16 protein-coding genes are annotated in these 19264 nt (G+C 61.8%); 5 read left to right on the top strand and 11 right to left on the bottom strand.

Going from position 1 to position 19264, the window contains the following annotated elements; all coding sequences use genetic code 11:
• The first annotated feature begins 41 nt into the window (after window positions 1–41).
• The 3 genes from LUB09_RS19405 to LUB09_RS19395 all read left to right on the top strand — a co-directional run bounded on the left by LUB09_RS19405 (window position 42) and on the right by LUB09_RS19395 (window position 3203).
• On the top strand, window positions 42–1055 hold the full coding sequence (locus LUB09_RS19405; RefSeq protein WP_231423452.1) for a sensor domain-containing diguanylate cyclase: 1014 nt from the start codon (window positions 42–44) through the stop codon (window positions 1053–1055).
• Between the two features lie 103 nt (window positions 1056–1158).
• Window positions 1159–2412 (top strand): 2-aminoadipate transaminase, encoded by a 1254-nt coding sequence (locus LUB09_RS19400; RefSeq protein ID WP_231423451.1) that lies wholly within the window; start codon window positions 1159–1161, stop codon window positions 2410–2412.
• Window positions 2413–2498: 86 nt separating this feature from the next.
• Entirely contained in the window at window positions 2499–3203 is a 705-nt protein-coding gene (locus LUB09_RS19395) for a hypothetical protein (protein WP_231423450.1), read from the top strand.
• A 204-nt stretch (window positions 3204–3407) separates the two neighbouring features.
• Here LUB09_RS19395 and ptaA read toward each other — a convergent pair whose 3' ends face one another.
• From ptaA to hmpA, 9 genes are all read right to left on the bottom strand, one after another.
• Window positions 3408–4502: a pyoverdine biosynthesis transaminase PtaA gene (ptaA, locus tag LUB09_RS19390; RefSeq protein ID WP_231423448.1), complete on the bottom strand. Its 1095-nt coding sequence runs from the start codon at window positions 4500–4502 to the stop codon at window positions 3408–3410.
• 85 nt (window positions 4503–4587) lie between these two features.
• On the bottom strand, window positions 4588–5283 hold the full coding sequence (gene queC, locus LUB09_RS19385; protein ID WP_209984669.1) for a 7-cyano-7-deazaguanine synthase QueC: 696 nt from the start codon (window positions 5281–5283) through the stop codon (window positions 4588–4590).
• A gap of 116 nt (window positions 5284–5399) precedes the next feature.
• Window positions 5400–6287, bottom strand: a complete 888-nt coding sequence (gene cyoE, locus LUB09_RS19380) for a heme o synthase (protein WP_209984671.1) — start codon at window positions 6285–6287, stop codon at window positions 5400–5402.
• 11 nt (window positions 6288–6298) lie between these two features.
• Complete coding sequence (gene cyoD / locus LUB09_RS19375) at window positions 6299–6634, bottom strand: cytochrome o ubiquinol oxidase subunit IV (protein ID WP_003176003.1); 336 nt, start codon at window positions 6632–6634, stop codon at window positions 6299–6301.
• Entirely contained in the window at window positions 6634–7257 is a 624-nt protein-coding gene (locus LUB09_RS19370; protein WP_003238390.1) for a cytochrome o ubiquinol oxidase subunit III, read from the bottom strand. The genes cyoD and LUB09_RS19370 overlap by 1 nt, the downstream gene beginning before the upstream one ends.
• A gap of 3 nt (window positions 7258–7260) precedes the next feature.
• On the bottom strand, window positions 7261–9279 hold the full coding sequence (gene cyoB, locus LUB09_RS19365; RefSeq protein WP_057007311.1) for a cytochrome o ubiquinol oxidase subunit I: 2019 nt from the start codon (window positions 9277–9279) through the stop codon (window positions 7261–7263).
• Between the two features lie 3 nt (window positions 9280–9282).
• Window positions 9283–10224, bottom strand: a complete 942-nt coding sequence (cyoA, locus tag LUB09_RS19360; protein ID WP_209984676.1) for a ubiquinol oxidase subunit II — start codon at window positions 10222–10224, stop codon at window positions 9283–9285.
• A 791-nt stretch (window positions 10225–11015) separates the two neighbouring features.
• Complete coding sequence (locus tag LUB09_RS19355) at window positions 11016–11522, bottom strand: disulfide bond formation protein B (RefSeq protein WP_209984679.1); 507 nt, start codon at window positions 11520–11522, stop codon at window positions 11016–11018.
• Window positions 11523–11734: 212 nt separating this feature from the next.
• The gene (gene hmpA, locus LUB09_RS19350) at window positions 11735–12916 is read right to left on the bottom strand and encodes an NO-inducible flavohemoprotein (RefSeq protein ID WP_231423447.1); all 1182 of its coding nucleotides are present in this window, start codon (window positions 12914–12916) and stop codon (window positions 11735–11737) included.
• A 147-nt stretch (window positions 12917–13063) separates the two neighbouring features.
• Between hmpA and norR the strand changes: the two genes are divergently transcribed.
• On the top strand, window positions 13064–14584 hold the full coding sequence (gene norR / locus LUB09_RS19345) for a nitric oxide reductase transcriptional regulator NorR (protein ID WP_231423446.1): 1521 nt from the start codon (window positions 13064–13066) through the stop codon (window positions 14582–14584).
• 248 nt (window positions 14585–14832) lie between these two features.
• Here norR and LUB09_RS19340 read toward each other — a convergent pair whose 3' ends face one another.
• Window positions 14833–15738, bottom strand: coding sequence for a DMT family transporter (locus tag LUB09_RS19340; RefSeq protein ID WP_231423444.1), 906 nt, complete (start codon window positions 15736–15738; stop codon window positions 14833–14835).
• 139 nt (window positions 15739–15877) lie between these two features.
• On the opposite strand from LUB09_RS19340, the gene LUB09_RS19335 reads away from it, so the two are divergent.
• A complete protein-coding gene (locus tag LUB09_RS19335) occupies window positions 15878–16750 on the top strand; it encodes a helix-turn-helix transcriptional regulator (protein WP_231423442.1) in 873 nt (290 codons plus the stop codon).
• On the opposite strand, the gene LUB09_RS19330 is transcribed toward LUB09_RS19335, so the two are convergent.
• Entirely contained in the window at window positions 16747–19248 is a 2502-nt protein-coding gene (locus LUB09_RS19330; protein WP_231423441.1) for a LuxR C-terminal-related transcriptional regulator, read from the bottom strand. The two genes, LUB09_RS19335 and LUB09_RS19330, sit on opposite strands and share 4 nt — an antisense overlap.
• Window positions 19249–19264: the final 16 nt, after the last annotated feature.

Below are 19264 nucleotides of genomic sequence, written 5' to 3'. Positions count from 1 at the left end.
CACCCTGGCCTGGGAGCCAGCACACGCAGGGAAGCGCGCAGATGGACGATACATCCGGCAATAACCCGTTGGCCAATGACTTTTCCGACCTCAACGCCGACCTGCTGCATGCGGTCATGGAGTTGGTCAGCGACGGGATCTGGGATTGGAACGCCGACACCGGTTACGTCTACCGCAACCCCGGCTGGTACGAGATGCTCGGCTACCCCCGCCACTCGCTGGAAAACAACGTGTTTACCTGGGAGAACGTCATCCATCCGGATGATTACCCCCTTGTGATGGTTGTTTTCGATGATTACATCAACCAGCGCGCGCCCCATTATCAGGCCGAATATCGCTGTCGAAAAAAAGACGGCAGCTATCTGTGGATCGAAGACCGGGGCTATGTGATTGCGCGCAACCCCGACGGCTCGGTAAGGCGCATGGTCGGCGCACACCGCGATATTCATTCGCGCAAACACTCCATTGAACAACTGCAAAAGCGCAACCAGTCTCTTGAAGCGCTGGTAGCCGAACGCACCCGTGAACTGTCGCGGGTCAATCAACAACTGCAGCTGCAACTGGACGAGAACCGCATCCTCGCCGAACAGGATGCCCTGACGCACATCGCCAACCGCTACCGTTTGGAGAAAGTCCTGCTGGAAGAATGCGAGCGTGCCGAGCGTTTTCGCCTGCCGCTGACACTGGTAGCCATGGACATTGATGAATTCAAATTGATCAATGACCAGCACGGCCACAGCATGGGCGACGAGACCCTGATGATCGTGGTCGAGGGCCTGAACGCGTGCATGCGCACTGGCGACCTGCCGGCCCGCTGGGGCGGCGATGAGTTCATGGTGGTGCTGCCCAAAACCACACTGGACGCGGCAAAACGGGCGGCCGAACATATTCGTAAGCACATCGCGCAATTGCCCATCTTGCACGACGTTCGCGTGACCTTGAGCCTGGGTGTGGCGCAACGTCATCCGGGTGAGTCCGCAGCCGCGTTGATGAGGCGCGCCGATCAGGCGTTGTACCGGGCCAAAGCGGCGGGCAAGAACAGGGTTTCTGAGTAGATCGCGACTTTTATTAATGACCCGGCGACTTTATTTCGTTTGCGGCAAGGGCACGCGGGCAGCTTAGATAAAAAGACGCCCGCCACCGCCGAGTCCAGGATTCATGAGCCACGATCCGATCAGCCAGTCGATTTCCATCGTTCATCCCATCAGCCTCAGCCACGGTAAAAACGCCGAAGTCTGGGACACGGCCGGCAAACGCTATATCGATTTTGTCGGTGGCATCGGTGTGCTCAACCTTGGCCACTGCCACCCCGCCGTGGTCGAGGCGATACGCGAGCAGGCCACCCGGCTGACCCACTACGCCTTCAACGCCGCGCCGCATACACCCTATATCGAACTGATGGAGCGCCTGACCGCATTTATCCCGGTGAGCTATCCGGTCAGCGGCATGCTCACCAACAGCGGCGCGGAAGCGGCCGAAAATGCCTTGAAGATCGCACGGGGCGCCACCGGCCGTACCGCTGTGATCGCCTTCGACGGCGCGTTCCACGGCCGCACCCTGGCTACCCTCAACCTCAACGGCAAGGTCGCGCCCTACAAGCAAAAGGTCGGCGTACTGCCCGGTCCGGTGTATCACCTGCCCTACCCGAGTGCCGATAACGGCGTGACCTGCGCCGAAGCGCTGAAGGCGATGGACCGCCTGTTCAGCGTGGAAATCGACGTCAACGATGTCGCCTGCTTCATCATTGAGCCGGTGCAGGGCGAGGGCGGCTTCCTGGCCCTGGATATCGAGTTCGCCCAGGCACTTCGCCGTTTCTGCGACGCCAAAAACATCCTGCTGATCGCCGATGAAATCCAGTCCGGTTTCGGCCGTACCGGGCAGCGCTTTGCCTTCTCACGCCTGGGTATCGAACCAGACCTCATTCTGCTCGGCAAAAGCATTGCCGGCGGCGTGCCGCTCGGTGCAGTGGTGGGCCGCAAGGCGCAGATGGACAACCTGCCCAAAGGCGGCCTGGGTGGCACTTATTCGGGCAACCCCATCGCCTGCGCAGCGGCCCTGGCCACCCTCGACGTGATGACGGATGACCATTTGCAGCGCTGGGGAGCGCAGCAGGCGGCCGCGATCGTCAGCCGTTATGAAACCTGGCGGGCCCAGCACCTGTCGCCCTGCCTGGGACGCCTTACCGGCGTCGGCGCCATGCGCGGCATCGAGCTGACGAATGCCGACGGCACCCCTGCCTCCAGGCAACTGACCCAGTTGCTGGGCTTGGCGCGAGACGCCGGCTTGCTGCTGATGCCCAGTGGCAAGTCGCGGCACATCATCCGCTTGCTGGCACCGCTGACCATCGAGCCTGCGGTGCTGGAGGAGGGCCTGGATATTCTGCAAGCGTGTCTTGCGCAACTGGACGAGTAGCACGCATCCGCCTTGACCTCACCCCCCTCCCCCCTGAAAATGCCCGACGCTTTTTTGTCTCCGTTTACTGAAGTAGTGAAATTTCAATGCCTGATTCCCACCTCGAAGAATCCGTAGCCACCTTGCACGCCAAGGCTGAATACGAAAACGCCATCAATCTTTCACAGCATGTGCCAGCGGCCAAGATCATCAGCGAGATGGTGCTGGACGCGTTTCACACCTCAAAGGAAAGCGACCAGATCCGCGAGTTGCGCGTGGCCATCCGCCAGGCTCACGACGCCTTCGACGATGACAAGGCCTATGACCTGATGGGCCGGCTCAAGCAACTCAAGGACGCTGAAGCGGCCGACAACCTCGCCCTGGAAGACCTGAGCAGCAAGTTCTCGATCAGCCGCATTTTGTCCAGTTTCAAGGACGACCCCGAGTTTCAGGAACTGGTGTACGGCCTGGCCCTCAAGGTGTTGAATCAGTCGCACCAGGCCATCAGCAACCCGAGCGCCGGCAAGAGCAAGGCCGCGCGTAGCAAAAAAGACGCTGAAGTGTTCGTGATCAGCAAGGATGGCGTCAGCGTCACCCTGCCGCTGCGCACGCCGCGCTCCAGGCTCAATGTCGACCGTGAGGCATTCGAGTTCCTGGGGTTCAGCTTCGTGGGTGAAGGCGATGAGGCCGAACTGGAAGTCGAGAGCTTTGTGGACAACTCAGGCGCCGAACAGCCGCTGAGCCGCAAGAGCGTGATCACCGCGCTGCAGCAGCAGACGGCGTTCGCCGGTTACAGCATCGCCCAGCAGTAACTATGCGCGGGAGCTGTTGTGGCGAGCGGGCTTGCCCCGCGTTGGGGCGCGAAGCGCCCCCAATTGAACAAAATGCTGTGTACCTGACACTACGCAGAGCCTGGTTTTGGGGCTGCTGCGCAGCCCAACGCGGGGCAAGCCCGCTCGCCACATAAAGCTCGCTCGCCACAACAAGCCCGCTTGCCAAATTGAGACTGTGGTGTCTCAACTGATCCGTTTGACCTGCGCTGCGAATACCTCGCGAAAACGCGCCATCTCCTGCCTGTTGCCCACCGTCACGCGCATCCACTGCGGCCAGTTGCTCCACACCCGCCCAACCAGCACGTGATGGGCTGCCAGCCGTTCAACCACCTGCTGCGCCGGTTGCTTCACGTCGACCATGAAACAGTTGCTCTGCGACGCCGTGCAGGTGAACCCGCGCGCCCTCAGCCAGGCGATGGTCTCATCCCGCGCCCGGGCATTGAGGGCCTTGCGCTGCGGCAGCAGTTTGATGTCTTCCAGACTGGCCTGCGCGCCCAGCAGGCTTGCGCCCGCCGGAACGTTATCGCCGCCGAACACCGCCAGCCGTTCCAGCAACGCCGGATGCCCGATCGCCAAGCCCACCCGCGCGCCAGCCATGCCGTAGATTTTCGAGAAGGTACGCAGCACCAGCAGGTCGTCGTGGTCGTTCACCCACCCCACACAGCTGGGAGCGTCGCAGAAATCGATGTAGGCCTCGTCCACCACCAGCACGCTGCCCTTGGGTTTGTTCGCCAGCGCATGGCGGATCGCCTCGGTAGGCGTGAGGGTGCCGGTGGGGTTGTTGGGATTGCACAGGTACAGCATGCCCGCCTGTGGGTCGGCGGCAAGCATCGCGGGTATGTCATGGGCGTGGTTGGCGTTCAGGCTCACCTCATGCACGGGAGCACGCCACGCCTGCGCAGACTGGTGCGGGACTTCGTACGACGGCGTGGCCATCACCAGGCCACGGGTGGCGCTGGTAAATGCCAGGACGGCATAGCGCAGGGCGGCCATGGAGCCGGCAAACACCGCCACCCGTTCTTCGGCGATGCCCTGCTGCTGGGCGAACAACGCGGCCAGCGCGTACATGTGCGGGTAGGGATAACGCCACGCCGCTGTAATCCCGCGCTGCATCGCATCGCGGGCGGTACCTGCGGGGCCGTAGGGGCTTTCGTTGTAGTTGAGCCGCACGGTGTCAGACGTTTTCGGCGCGGGGCTGGCGTGCGCCCAGTTCAGATGCCCCAGCACCGGCAACGCGGCGCCAAAGGCGAGAAGGGAACGACGACTGACGCTGACCATGGTGTCTACTCCTTGTAGGCGAGTGCTGAATGCTCACTGTGTAAGGAAGTATGACGAGAAGCCGGCCAGTGGATTTAACCGCGGTTCAGCTCGACTGCAACTTGTGCTTCAGACTGCCCATGACTGCCGTCTTGTTCTGCAGGTAGTCATTCAGACCACGCGCGCGCAGCTCGCAGGCGATGCAATTGCCGCAGCCGTCGCCGATCACGCCGTTGTAGCAGGTCAGGGTTTGCTGGCGCACCAGCTCCAGTTGGCCCAGGTCATCGGCCAGTGCCCAGGTCTCGGCCTTGTTCAGCCACATCAACGGGGTGTCCAGGCGCAGTGTGTAATCCATGCCCAGCGCAAGCGCCTTGTTCAGCGCCTTGACGAATTCGTCCCGGCAATCGGGATAGCCCGAGAAGTCGGTTTCGCACACGCCGGTGATCACGGTTTCGGCCTTTACCTGGTAGGCGTAGATCGACGCCAATGTCAGGAAAAGGATATTGCGCCCCGGCACGAAGGTACTCGGCAAACCATCGCCTGAACTCTCGGTGGGCACGGGAATGTTGTCGCGGGTCAGGCTGCTGATGGCCAGCTCATTGAGCAACGACACATCCATCACCTTGTGCACGGTGGCGCCCAGCTGCTTGGCCAATCGCTGGGCCACTTCGATTTCGGCGACATGGCGCTGGCCGTAATCGAAGGTAATGCAGTGCACCTGTTCGTAACGCGCCAGGGCCTGGATCAGACAGGTCGTCGAGTCCTGCCCGCCACTGAAGACCAGAACGGCTGTTTTACTCATGCTTTTGTTCCTGCCTGCTTGGAAGTGGTGAAGAGTTTAAGGGTGGCTCAATAAAAAGCCCCGCGCTTCTTTCGAGGGCGGGGCTGATTTTGGCTAAAGAGCCGGTGCTCGATGACTCAGTGAGCGTAAGTCAGCAACAGCTCTTTGGGTGCCTGGAAATCCAGAGACATCATCACGCTGAGCGCGGTGATGGTGAAAATCGAGAACACGAACAGCTTGCGCGCCCAGACGGTGTCATCCACCGCCTTGTAGCCGGTCCAGGCCATGTACAGCCAGTACATGCCCATGGCGGCGGCAACGGCGAGGTAGCTCATGCCGGCATAGCCACTGAAGGTCAACATCAAGGTCGCCACAAGGAAGGCCAGGATGTAGAGCAGGATGTGTTTCTTGGCCACCTGGATGCCACGCTTGACCGGCAGAACCGGGATCGACGCAGCCAGGTAGTCATTGAAGCGGAAAATCGCGATGGCATAGGAATGCGGCATCTGCCACAGGCTGAACATCACCAGCAGCACCAGCGCGGCCATGTCGAAGCTATTGGTCACAGCCACATAACCAATCACCGGCGGCATCGCCCCCGACAGACTGCCCACCAGCGTGCCGTGAACCGACTTGCGCTTGAGGTACAGGCTGTAGAGGCCGACGTAGATGACAAAACCGATCACGGCAAACAGCGCCGCCAACGGGTTGGCCACCTTGTACAACAACACCACACCGGCAATACCCAGGACGGTCGCGAAGATCAGCGCCAGTTTCAGGGAAATAAGCCCCTGCACCAGCACACGATTCTTGGTGCGCTCCATCTTGATGTCGATGTCACGGTCGATGCAGTTGTTGAACACGCAACCGGACGCCACAACAAGGGAAGTGCCGATCATTGCCGCCAGGAAGATGGCCAGATCGACATGCCCCTTGGAGGCCAGGAAGAAGCCGCCTGCCACAGAAAGCACGTTACCGAAAATGATCCCCGGTTTGGTGATTTGGATAAAGTGCTTAAGCGACATCGGGTCTTACCTCACTTCGCCATCATGTAGGTGTGGATGCTGAACATGATCCACAGCGACAGACCAACCAGCAGAACGATCACAAGACCTGCGAACACGAACGCGATCACGTTCTCGCGCTGGGCTTCGGAGCGGTCCAGGTGCAGGAAGTACACCAGGTGCACCAGCACCTGGATCACGGCGAATGCCAGCACTATCATCAGGGTGATCGACTTCGGCAAGGTCGGGTACATCACCAGGCCGAACGGAATCAGGGTCAGGATGACCGACAGGATGAAGCCGATAGCGTAAGACTTTACGCTGCCGTGGCTCGCATCATGGCTGTCATGGGAGTGTGCATTAGCCATTACAGAGTCCCCATCAAGTAGACGACGGTGAATACGCAGATCCAGACCACGTCCAGGAAGTGCCAGAACAGGCTCAGGCAGCTCAGGCGGGTCTTGTTGGTGTTGGTCAGGCCGTGTTTATTGACCTGATACATCATCACCGCCATCCACAGCAGGCCGGCCGATACGTGCAGACCGTGGGTGCCTACCAGCGTGAAGAACGCGGACAGGAAACCGGAACGGTGCGGGCCGTAGCCTTCGGAGATCAGCAGGTGGAACTCGTTGATCTCCATGCCGATGAAGCCCAGGCCGAACAGGAAGGTCAGGGCCAGCCAGCTCAGCACGCCTTTCTTGTTGCCTTTGTAGAAGGCCAGCATGGCGAAGCCGTAGGTGATCGAACTGAACAACAGCAAGGCGGTTTCGCCGAGCACGTAAGGCAGTTCGAAGATGTCGTGGCCCGACGGGCCACCCGCTACGTTGTTTACCAGTACCGCGTACACCGCGAAGATCGACGCAAACAAAATGCAGTCGGTCATCAGGTAGAGCCAGAAACCGAAGACGGTTATCGGGCCGGTGTCGTGGTGGTCGTGGTGCCCATGGTCATCGACATGGGCGTGTCCAGCATTGGTCGCTAAGTTCGACATGGTTTAAACCTGTTCCAACGGGGTTTCAACACGGTTGGCCGGGATCTTCTTCTCGGCTACCAGGCGAGCGTGCTGCTCGGCTTCGATGCGTTCGATGGTTTCCACCGGCACCATGTAGCCTTGATCGTCACGTGCAGCGTGGACGATGAAGTAACCGATAGTGCCCACCAGGCCCACGATTGCCAGCCACCAGATGTGCCAGATCATCGCGAAACCGAACACGGTCAACAGCGCGCCCATCACCACGCCAGTGGCGGTGTTGTTCGGCATGTGGATCGGCTCGTAGTGCGCAGGTTTCTGGTACGCAGTACCGTCTTCCTTGGCTTCGGTGAACGCATCAATGGTGTTCGCAGTCGGGATCACGGCGAAGTTGTAGAACGGTGGTGGCGACGAGGTCGACCATTCCAGGGTGTGGCCGTTCCACGGGTCGCCGGACTCGCACAGGTTCTGCTTGCGATCACGCACGCTGACATACAGCTGGATCAACTGGCAGGCGATACCGGCCGCGATCATCAACGCACCGAACATGGCGACGTACAGGTACGGCACCCACTCAGGGTTGGTGGTGGCGTTCAGACGACGGGTCATGCCCATGAAGCCCAGAGCATAGAGCGGCATGAACGCGACGAAGAAGCCCGAGATCCACAGCCAGAACGCAGCCTTGCCCCAACCTTCGTGCAGCTTGAAGCCGAACGCTTTCGGGAAGTAGAAGCTGAAACCGGCGATGTAGCCGAATACCGCGCCACCGATGATCACGTTATGGAAGTGAGCGATCACGAACAGGCTGTTGTGCAGCACGAAGTCAGCACCCGGAATGGCCAGCAGTACGCCGGTCATGCCGCCAATGGCGAAGGTCACCATGAAGCCCAGGGTCCACAGAACCTGGCTGGTCATGCGCAGACGACCGTGGTAGATGGTGAACAGCCAGTTGAACAGCTTCACCCCCGTCGGGATGGAAATCAGCATCGTCGCCAGGCCGAAGAAGGCGTTGACGCTGGCCCCCGAACCCATGGTGAAGAAGTGGTGCAGCCAGACCATGAAGCCCAGTACCGAGATCGCGCCCGATGCATAGACCATCGAGTGGTGACCGAACAGGCGTTTGCCGGTAAAGGTCGAGATCACTTCGGAGAAGATACCGAACGCTGGCAGGATCAGGATGTACACCTCAGGGTGACCCCATGCCCAGAACAGGTTCACGTACATCATCGGATTGCCACCAAGTTCATTGGTGAAAATGTGGAAATCCAGGTAACGGTCAAGCGACAGCAGCGCCATGGTAGCGGCCAGGATCGGGAACGAAGCCACGATCAGCACGTTTGCCCAGGTGCAGGTCCAGGTGAAGATCGGCATGTCCATCAGTTTCATGCCAGGGGCGCGCATCTTGAGGACGGTGGCCAGGAAGTTGACCCCCGTCAATGTCGTCCCGAGCCCTGATAACTGCAGTGCCCAAATGTAGTAATCCACCCCCACGCCCGGACTGTATTGCAGGCCCGACAATGGCGGATACGCAACCCAACCGGTCTTGGCGAATTCGCCGACGCCCAGGGACAGGTTGATCAGCACCACGCCCGATACCAGCAGCCAGAAGCTCAGGGAGTTCAGGAACGGGTAGGCAACGTCACGCGCACCGATCTGCAGCGGCAAGGCAAGGTTCATCAGGCCGGTGAAGAAAGGCATCGCCATGAAGATGATCATGATCACACCGTGGGCGGTGAAGATCTGGTCATAGTGTTCAGGCGGCAGGTAGCCCGGCGAACCCTCGGTGGCCATGGCCAACTGGGTACGCATCATGATGGCGTCGGCAAAGCCGCGCAGCAGCATGACCATGGCCACGATGACGTACATGACACCGATTTTCTTGTGGTCGACGGAGGTCAACCACTCGGTCCACAGGTAGGTCCACTTCTTGAAGTAGGTGATTGCCGCAAACAGTGCCAGACCACCCAGCGCGATCATGGCGATGGTCACCATCACGATCGGCTCGTGGAATGGGACCGCGTCCCAACTTAATTTACCAAACATCGTTTACTCCTCTGCCCCAGCAGTTGAATTCGAGCCCGTGTCAGAACCTTCAGCCGCGGCCACTTCTTTCTTCTCGTGCTTGACCGGCTTGCCTGGTTTCATGCCTTCGTACTTGTCGACGATTTTCTGAAACAGGTTCGGCTCGTACGAGGAGTACAGGGCGACAGGGTTGTTCTGGCTTGGTTTGGTCAGGGCGTCGTATTCAGCTTGATCAAGCTGTTTAGGTGCGGCCTTGACTTCGGCGACCCAGGCGTTGAAGTCTTCCTGGCTTGTCGAGATCGCTTTGAATTTCATGCCGGTGAAGCCAGCGCCGCTATAGTTGGCGGAGATGCCTTCCATTTCAGCTTTCTGGTTGGCGATCAGGTGCAGCTTGGTCTGCATACCTGCCATCGCGTAGATCTGACCGCCCAGGGCTGGGATGAAGAACGAGTTCATCACGGCGTCGGAGGTGATCTTGAAGTTCAGCGGGGTGTGCTCCGGGAAACGGATCTGGTTCACGGTGGCGATACCCAGGTCCGGGTAGATGAACAACCACTTCCAGTCCAGCGCGACCACTTCGATGTTGATCGGCTTGACGTCCGATTCCAGCGGACGGTACGGGTCCAGTGCGTGGGTGGACTTGTAGGTCACATAACCCAGGGCAACGATGATGAGGATCGGGACCAGCCACACCGCGATTTCGATCTTGGTGGAGTGCGACCACTTCGGCGCGTAGGTCGCGTTGGTGTTAGACGCGCGGTATTTCCAGGCGAAGGCGAAGGTCATGATGATCACAGGGACCACGACCAGCAGCATCAGCAGGGTGGCGGTGATGATCAGGTTTCGTTCATCCAGACCGACCTGTCCTTTTGGGTCGAGCAAGGTCCACTTGCAGCCTCCCAGCATTAACAGCATGCCAAGCAGCGGCAAAAAGCCTAGTAATCGGGGGTACCTGTTTTTACTCATCTCACGACCTCTAAAGCAGCTTGCGCAATGCAGTTGGGTTTTGATCGCCAACACTTCACCCTGCCAAGGGTTGGCATTTCTCTTCGATTGAATAAGAGCCTGCCCGCCACACCAAAAAAACTGTACGTTTCACTGACCTGCGGCGCGTTCTTATTCGATTTCGTGGTTAAAGGCCTTGTTACAGACCAATTCCATTTGGTGCGGATAGTTGAAAGGCTGCCGGAACCTGGGTCGCACGGAGCCGTCCATCGCCCCTCGACCCCTGCGATGCTCAAATATTGCACAGCATCGGACACTCAGTGCGGGGGATTGTAGTTAGCTGGCGATGTATAAACCATGTCTGATAAAGAAATAATTTTTATCGATTACAGCAATAATTCTTCACTGACAGGGCCGGGATGCGCGATCTTATTGCGGTCAATTCTCAATAAAACCCACAAAAAATACCGTGTTATTCGTTCCTCCAGGCCATCCCTTACAAGTTGTAAGGGCATGACGAGGCCGTCGAAGTCCCCATAAAACAAGGCATTGGGACATCACCTCACGGCCACGACCGCGACCTGTCAAAGGTACGATTCAAACGATGAACTGACAGCACAAACTGACCGATTGGTGCAAATCCGCACGCCAAAAACGACGCATGGAAAGCGCCTGCAACAGCATCCGTGTGACAACATGTCGCACGCCGCACGCCCCATTTGTCGCCGTTCGTCACGGCCCTTTCACATTTGCCGACGCACAAAAAAGCCCCGGTCCTTCTTCAGGAGTGACCGGGGCTTTTTACGAAAAGTTCAGGCTGTGCGCTGGCGATTGCGATAAATGCCCAGCGGCACCAGGATCACCGTCAGCACAAACGCCACCAGCGCCCATTGCGCCAGCGACAGGCCCAGCACCGGTGGGTACGGTGTGCTGCAGAAGCCATCGACCTGAAAGCCCAGCGGGAATACCTTGGCCAGCGGCAAGTCATCGACGATCGGCTGCAACACATCGACGCCGCAGCTGACCTGGGGGAAGAACTGGGTGTACACATGGTGCCCCGCCGCAGCCACACCGCCGAGTGCACTGAGGATCACCAACCCTTCGAACAGGGTGACCGCGCCCTTGGTGCGCATCGCCGCGCCAATGAACGCGAAGATCGCGATCAGCAGCAAGGCGTAACGTTGCAGGATGCACAACGGGCACGGCGCTTCGCCCAGCACCACCTGCATGTACAGCGCACCGCCGATCAGCGCCAGGCAGATGATGCCCAGCAACACCAGAAAGCGCCGCTCCCTGCCTAAACGCAATTCGTCACTCATCCCCGTATCCCTTTGTTTGGTTGTGCCAATGGGCGCAAGTTTACACACAGAGCATGGTTTAAACAGAGGGGGGTTAACGGGGGATTAATCAGTCAGCACACCGTTCCAACGGTGGCAGGGGGCTTGCTCCCGATGGGAGTGGGTCAGCCAGCTTGGCTGTCACTGATACACCGCCATCCGGAGCAAGCCCCCTCCCACACTGTTGACGCGCGTTACTCCAGCGCCGCTGCAGGGCCGAAGAACTCGTAGCGCGTTTGCGCCTGCGGCACGCCCAGTGCCTTGAGGTGACGTTTGATCGCGGTCATGAAGCCCTTGGGCCCCAGGAAATAGGCATCCACATCGCGCTGTTCAGGCAACCACGCCGCCAACTGCGCCTGGCTCAACAACCCAATACTGTCCGCCGCCGGACTCACCCCATCGTCCTCGGCGTAGCAGTAAAACCGCTTGAGCTGCGGATGCCTGGCCGCCAGTGCATCCACCCACTCACGAAACGCATGCACCCCGCCATTGCGCGCGCAGTGGATAAAGTGCACCGGGCGCTCGGTGGCCAGGGCCGCCTCGAGCATCGCCAGGGTCGGTGTGATGCCCACCCCGCCACTGATCAGCACCAGCGGTTTGTCGCTGGCCACCAGCGTGAAATCCCCCGACGGCGGGAACAGCTCAATCGTCGCGCCGACCTGCAGTTGATTATGCAAATAGCTGGACACCCGTCCCCCGGCTTCGCGTTTGACGCTGATGCGGTATTCGCTGCCATCGCTCAGTGCCGACAGGGAGTAATTGCGGCGCACTTCTTCGCCGTCGAGCACCAGCCGCAGGCTGATGTATTGGCCCGGCGCGGCCTTGAGAATCGGGCCGTTGTCCACCGGAGCAAAATGAAACGAAATGATCTCGGCGCTCTCCTCCACCCGCTTCACCAGTTTGAACGACCGAGCCCCGCGCCAACCACCCGGCGCCTTGGCTTTTTCGTCATAAAGGGCTTTTTCCGCGCCGATCAGAATATCCGCCAACTGGCCGTAGGCCGCGCCCCAGGCCTGCATGACCGCAGGCGTGGCGATGTCGCTGCCCAGCACTTCAGAGATCGCACGCAACAGGCAGGCGCCGACAATCGGGTAGTGCTCCGGCTGGATCTGCAGCGCCACGTGCTTGTTGATAATCTTCGCCACCAGGTCGCCCAACTGGTCGAGCCGGTCGATATGCCGCGCGTACATCAACACGCCATTGGCCAGCGCGCGGGGCTGATCGCCGCTGGCCTGGTGGGCCTGGTTGAACAGCGGACGCACCTGCGGGTACTCGGACAGCATCATGCGGTAGAAATGGGTGATCAGCGCTTCACCGCCGCGTTCCAGCAACGGCACGGTGGACTGAATGATGGTACGGTCTTGGGCCGTCAGCATGGGAGACTCCTGGGCTTGTTAATGAAGTGCCCTGAAGCAGTCAGTATTCGTGCCAATCTACAAATCCAATATTTTCAATTGGTTACGACATACCTAGTCAATATGACTTGCTACGCCTTATAGTCACAACGACTACAAGGAGTCATTATGACTGCGCATTCGCTGCTTACCACCCTGCTGCCCCTGGTCGCCGACCTTTCCCGCGACCTGCCCGAAGGCGAGCGTTACCGCCGCCTGCTGCACGCCATGCGCGCCCTGCTGCCGTGCGACGCCGCCGCGCTGTTGCGCCTGGACGGCGAGTGGCTGGTGCCGCTGGCGGTGGATGGCCTGAGCGCCGATACCCTGGGGCGACGCTTCAAGGTCAGCGAGCACCCGCGCTTCGCCGTGCTGCTGAGCAGCCCCGGCCCCACCCGCTTCGACAGCGACAGTGCGTTACCCGACCCCTATGACGGCCTGGTCGCCGGTGTGCACGGGCAACTGGAAGTGCACGACTGTATGGGCTGCCCGCTGTTCGTCGATGACCGGCCCTGGGGCCTGCTGACCCTGGATGCGCTGGACACCGAACGTTTCGAACGCGTTGAGCTGGACGCCCTGCAAGCCTTCGCCAGCCTCGCCGCCGCCACCGTCAATGTCGCCGAACGCATTGAACGCCTGGCCCTGCGCGCCGAGATCTACCGCCAGGCCGGCGGCCAGCCGCACAAGGAAATGATCGGCCAGAGCAAAACCCACAAGCGCCTGGTGGAAGAGATCAACCTGGTCGGCGGCAGCGACCTGACGGTGCTGATCACCGGCGAAACCGGGGTGGGCAAGGAGCTGGTGGCCCAGGCGATCCATGACGCCTCGACGCGGGCCGACAAACCGCTGATCAGCCTCAACTGCGCCGCCCTGCCGGAAACGCTGGTGGAAAGCGAGCTGTTCGGCCACGTGCGCGGCGCCTTTACCGGCGCACTGAATGAACGCCGAGGCAAATTTGAACTGGCCAATGGCGGTACTCTGTTTCTCGATGAGGTCGGCGAACTGTCGCTGAGCGTGCAGGCCAAGCTGCTGCGTGTGCTGCAAAGCGGCCAGCTGCAGCGCCTGGGCTCGGACCGCGAACACCAGGTGGACGTGCGCCTGATCGCCGCCACCAACCGCGACCTCGCCGAAGAAGTGCGCAGCGGCCGCTACCGCGCCGATTTCTACCATCGCCTCAGCGTGTACCCGCTGCACGTGCCGGCGCTGCGTGAACGCGGACGCGATGTGTTGCTGCTGGCCGGTTATTTCCTTGAACAGAACCGCTCACGCATGGGCCTGGGCAGCCTGCGCCTTGGCGGCGATGCCCAGGCCGCGCTGCTGGCCTATCACTGGCCGGGCAATGTGCGCGAGTTGGAGCACGCAATCGGGCGCAGCGCGCTCAAGGCGCTGGGCAACTGCCGCGAGCGTCCGAAGATACTCAGCCTGAGCGCCAGGGACCTGGATCTGCCGGAGGTCAACGCCCCGCTCATTGAAGCGCAAGCCCCGCCGGCACCCGTCACCGGTGACCTGCGCCAGGCCACCGAGCACTACCAGCGCCAGGTGATCGGCGCCTGCCTGGAACGCCACCAGCACAACTGGGCCGGCGCCGCCCGCGAGCTGGGCCTGGACCGCGCCAACCTGGGCCGCCTGGCCAGACGCCTGGGCCTGAAGTAGCAGGCAACCACATCCCTGCGGGTACCGGCGTGTTGTGGCGAGCAGGCTTGTCCTGCGTTGGGCTGCGCAGCAGCCCCAAAACCAGGCGCTGAGGCGTATCAGGTACACCGCATTTGCTGGATTGGGGGCGCTTCGCACCCCAACGCGGGGCAAGCCCGCTCGCCACAATAAGCCCACACATTTTCCTTAACTGAACGGCATTAGGGCTTGCCACAGGGCGGCAGCAGAATCGACGCGTTGGCGGAGCCTCACTGGATTGGTTTTGTCTGTAAGGTCGGGCTCATAACTTTAGGCTTTCGGAACACCAGCACATTGCCCAGCATCACCAGCACCAACCCGGCCAATGCCGGCGGCGTCCACTGATAGCCCTCGGCAAACGCCGACACGTTCAGCGCCACCACCGGGAACAGCACGGTGCAATACGCCGCACGCTCGGGCCCCATGCGCCCCACCAGGGTGAGATAGGCTGTAAACCCGATCACCGACCCCGGAATCACCAGGTACCACAAGGCGCCGACGTAGCGCGCGCTCCAGTCCATCTCGAAGGGAATGCCGCGCACCCCGCACCAGGTCGCCAGCATCAAGGCGCCGTAGGCCATGCCCCAGGCATTGGTGGTCAACGGTCTGAGCCCGGCCTTCTGTTGCAGGCTCGAAAGCATATTGCCCGCCGAAAAACACAGCGTTCCCAGCAGCGCCAGACCCAGCCCCAGCAACGTCTGCGGGCTGGCGGTGTGCCCGGCCAGTTCCGGCCAGAACAGAAAGCCCAGTCCCAGCAGACCGAGGCCGCCGCCCATCAACACATTGCGCGCCACACGCAGGCCGAAGAACACCCGCGCGTTCAGCGCGTTCCACAGCGTAGCCGTGGAAAACACCACCGCCACCAGGCCGCTGGGGACCCACTGCGTGGCGGTCAAAAAACACATGAAGTTGACGCAGAACAGGCACAGGCCCTGGGCCAGGCAGATCAGATGCCCGCGCCGGTTCATCACCTGCAGCCTGCGACTGAGCAACAACAAGGCAAACAGCACCAGCGCAGCCAGGCCGAAGCGGTACACAATCGACACGGGAATGGCGACAACCCCCAACTGCCACTTGAGGGCGATCCAGGTGGTGCCCCAGATCAGCACGGTAAGGACATACAGGGAAAGGTTCATGGCGCGGCTCCGAAGGTTGAGCCACAGTGTCCGCCTCAAGCCACGGACCGCTCTTGCACATTCTTGCGCTTTTGTCGGGCGAAGGGATCACAGCCCGGACCTCGCGCGGTAGGATGCCAGGCATCGGAGAACACACGCCATGCCTGATCTGCAATCGCTGCACATCTTTCAGTCCCTCAACCGCTCGCCCAACGCACGCCTGCACGCCTGCGCCGAGCTGGGTGACGGCGTGTCGGCCGCGCTGTGGAGCAACCACCACGATGCCCAGGATTACCAGGGGCCCAGCCATCACACGCTGTCCTGCTACATCGGCGGCGGCACCGGTACGTTTCGCCGTGACCAGCCAGGCATCAAGGGCGGCCCGGACAAGTTGTGCGTGCTGCCGGCCGAGCATCAGTCGGCCTGGGTGATCAACGGCGACATCCGCCTGGCCCATGTGTATTTCAGCCCGGAACAATTCGCCCTCGGTTGCGTCACCCTGCTGGACCGCGAACCGCGTGCCCTCGCGTTGCAGGAAGCGACCTTTCTTGAAGACCCGGGCCAGGCGCGGCGCTTTCATCAACTGATCGCGCTCAATTGGCACGAGCCGGCCGAACGCCTGCTCACCAGCAGCCTGGCCCATGAAATGCTTAGCCACACCCTGCTCAACCAGGTCGGCGCCCGCGATGGCCTGCGCTTGAAAGGCGGGCTGGCGGCCTACCAACGGCGGCGGTTGGTGGAGTACATCGAGCAGCACCTGCAGGATCCCATCAGCCTCGGGCTGTTGGCGGGCTTGTGCGCCTTGTCGGAATATCACTTCGCGCGAATGTTTCGCCAGAGCTTCGGCCTGCCGCCCCATCAATACCTGCTGGCGCGGCGCCTGGCCCGTGCGCGCAGCCTGCTGCGCGGCGGCGCCCTGCCGCTGGGCGAGGTCGCCCTCATGTGCGGGTTTTCCAGCGCCAGCCATTTCAACCAGCGCTTTCGCCAGGCCACGGGCGCAACGCCTGGCGACTACCGTCAGGCCTTCGTCTAGACCATCAGCCCGAGGGTCTTGGCCTTGGCCACCGCCTGGGTGCGCCGTTCCACGCCGAGCTTGCTGTGGATGCGCCGGGCATGGGTCTTGACCGTGTGCAGGGAGATGAACAGACGGTCGGCAATCTGCAGGTTGGAATTGCCCAGGGCGATCAACCGCAGCACCTCCAGCTCGCGCTGGCTCAAGGGATTGTCCGCCGCGCCAATGGCGGCTGTGTGCGGCTCCAGGCCCAGTTCACTCAGCACACCGGGGGAGCGCAGGCGCAGCTCGCGGATCGCTTGCTGCACCTGGCAACGCGCCGCCAGGGCCAGGCCACTCTGCAGCGCACGCCGCGCCAGCGCGGTGTCGCCCAACTGCCACGCCACCTCGCCGAGCACCAACTGCACCTCGGCTTCCAGGCAGAGCATGCCGCGTTGCCGGGTGACCTCCAGCAGCGCGTTGAGCCTTGAAAGAGGTTGCTCGGCGCACCCGAGCCTCACTTCTGCCAGCACCAGCAGGTACTCAAGGCGCGGGATCAATTCCAGCGTGGCCGGCGGTGCCTGCCTGGCGTGCGGCCCATGAAAGTGACGCAGCACGCGGCGCACCGCTTCCACGGTCAAGTCGGCCCGCCCCTGCTGCAACCAGAAATGCCCGCTGATCAACAGCAGCACCGCGCGGTAAACGCTCTGCGGGACGTGCCGCTGCTGCATCAACCGCTCGGCCTCGCGCAGCTGGATAAACGCCTGGGCGTAGTCGCCCTGGTTGGCCGCCAGCAGTGCCAGGCCCAGAAAGCCGTAGAGCACGCGTTTGTCCTGACTGTGCAGGCACATCGCCAAGCCTGCCTGGAAACACTCGGCGGCCAGTGCGTCCTGGCCCTGGCGCAAGGCAAGGTGGCCACGGCGCAACGCGATCCGCCCCACCAGCGGGCCGGCCTCGATCTGCTGCTTGAGCAACATCGCCTGCACTTGCTCCAACAAGCTCTGCGCCCGATGCGGTGCGCCGCGCTGCTCGAGCAACTGGGCGTGATCCAGCTCAAGTAACGCCTCCAGCAGCAGCGAGCCCTCGGCGCGCGCCAGGCACAGCGCTTCGCGATTGAGGGTTTGGGCGACGTCCAGCTCGCCGCGCAGCAAGGCTTGCTGGGTGAGCCCGGACAGGCACATCAGGCGCGAGGTCCAGGCGCTGTCGGGCAAGGCCTGCAGGGCTTCAAGAAAATGCGCGCGGGCGCATTCGGCATCGCCGTTCAAATGCAACAGCCAGCCCCACTGCGCCTGCCAACGCGCCAGCAGGTGACGTTGCTGTACGGCGCCAGGTTGCGGCGTAAAGCGCGCCAACTGATCGATGCACTGCGCGGCCTGATCGAAGCGCCCGGCGAACAGCAGCGCCGCCGTCACCAGCCCCACCAACTGCGCAGAAAACAGCAGCAGTTCATCACCGTGCTGTTCGTGCAGACGTAACACCAACACGGCGTTCTGCTGGCGAAACAGGTCTTCGAAACTGAAATGCTGCAACAGGCTTACCGCCACTTCGAACGCTTCGGCCAGCAATGCCTGTTCGAACGCGGCCTGCCAGTCGCCCTCGGTGGTAAACCATTGGCAGGCGCGCCGATGCCAGGAACGCCGGGCCGGCCACGGTTCGTCGCGCACCACGTGGGCCAGTGGCGCGAATATGCACAGCCAGTCGGCGCTGTGTTCCCACGGCTGGACAAAGGCACCGAGCGCCTGCAGATCGCGCAGGTAGCGGGCGCCGTCGCCCGCGCCGAACAGGTGTTCACACAGGCTCGCATTGAACCTCGGCAGATGGGCCAGCACCTGCCAGGCCTCGACCCACTCGGCGGACCAGGTGCTGAACAGCTCGTGCTGCAAATAGTCGCGCAAGGTCTTGTCGGGAGGGCCGTCGCCCAGCAAGGCGATCCGCACGCCGGCGCACCAGCCGGCACTGAAGTGCATGACGCTGTCGAGGCTCTGGCCGGGGCCCAGCAAAGCCTGGACTTCCCCAGCGCTGAACGCCAGCTCGCCGGCGCTGCACTCCCACAGTTCATCATCGAGCAACAGCCTTGGCCAGTTGCACGCCGGGCGCCGCCGCGTGCCGAGCCACCAGCTCAGCGCCGGGCTGCCGAGGGTGAGCAGGCGGTCGAGCAAGGCATCCAGCTCGGGGTCGGGAAAACGGCAGAAGTCATCGAGAAACAGCCAGGCCGGCGTTGACCAGGTACTCAGGTCGAGCAACAGCGCGGCTTCATCGGTGAAGGGCAGGCCCAGGCTCTGCGCCACTCGGCGGCAAAGACCCTCGGGGCTCAAGGCCACCCCATTGAGCGCCAGCCAGTACACCGGGCACCCCGCCGGCGCCTGCAAGGCGCACTCGGCGAACAACGCACTCTTGCCACTGCCGCCCGGCGCACACAGCAACCTCACCCGTGCCTGCGCCGCGAGCAAGGGCTGGGCCAGTCGCGGCCGCAGCAGGTGGTGAGCGGACAGCCGTGGCATGAATCCGGGACGGTCCAGGCAACGAGTCATGGCGGTCATTGCTGCATCCTGCGTT

Source organism: Pseudomonas sp. Leaf59, assembly GCF_920984685.1.
Lineage (GTDB): Bacteria > Pseudomonadota > Gammaproteobacteria > Pseudomonadales > Pseudomonadaceae > Aquipseudomonas.
The sequence above is the reverse complement of the archived record's forward strand: the minus strand, read 5'-3'. Positions and strand labels throughout refer to the sequence as shown.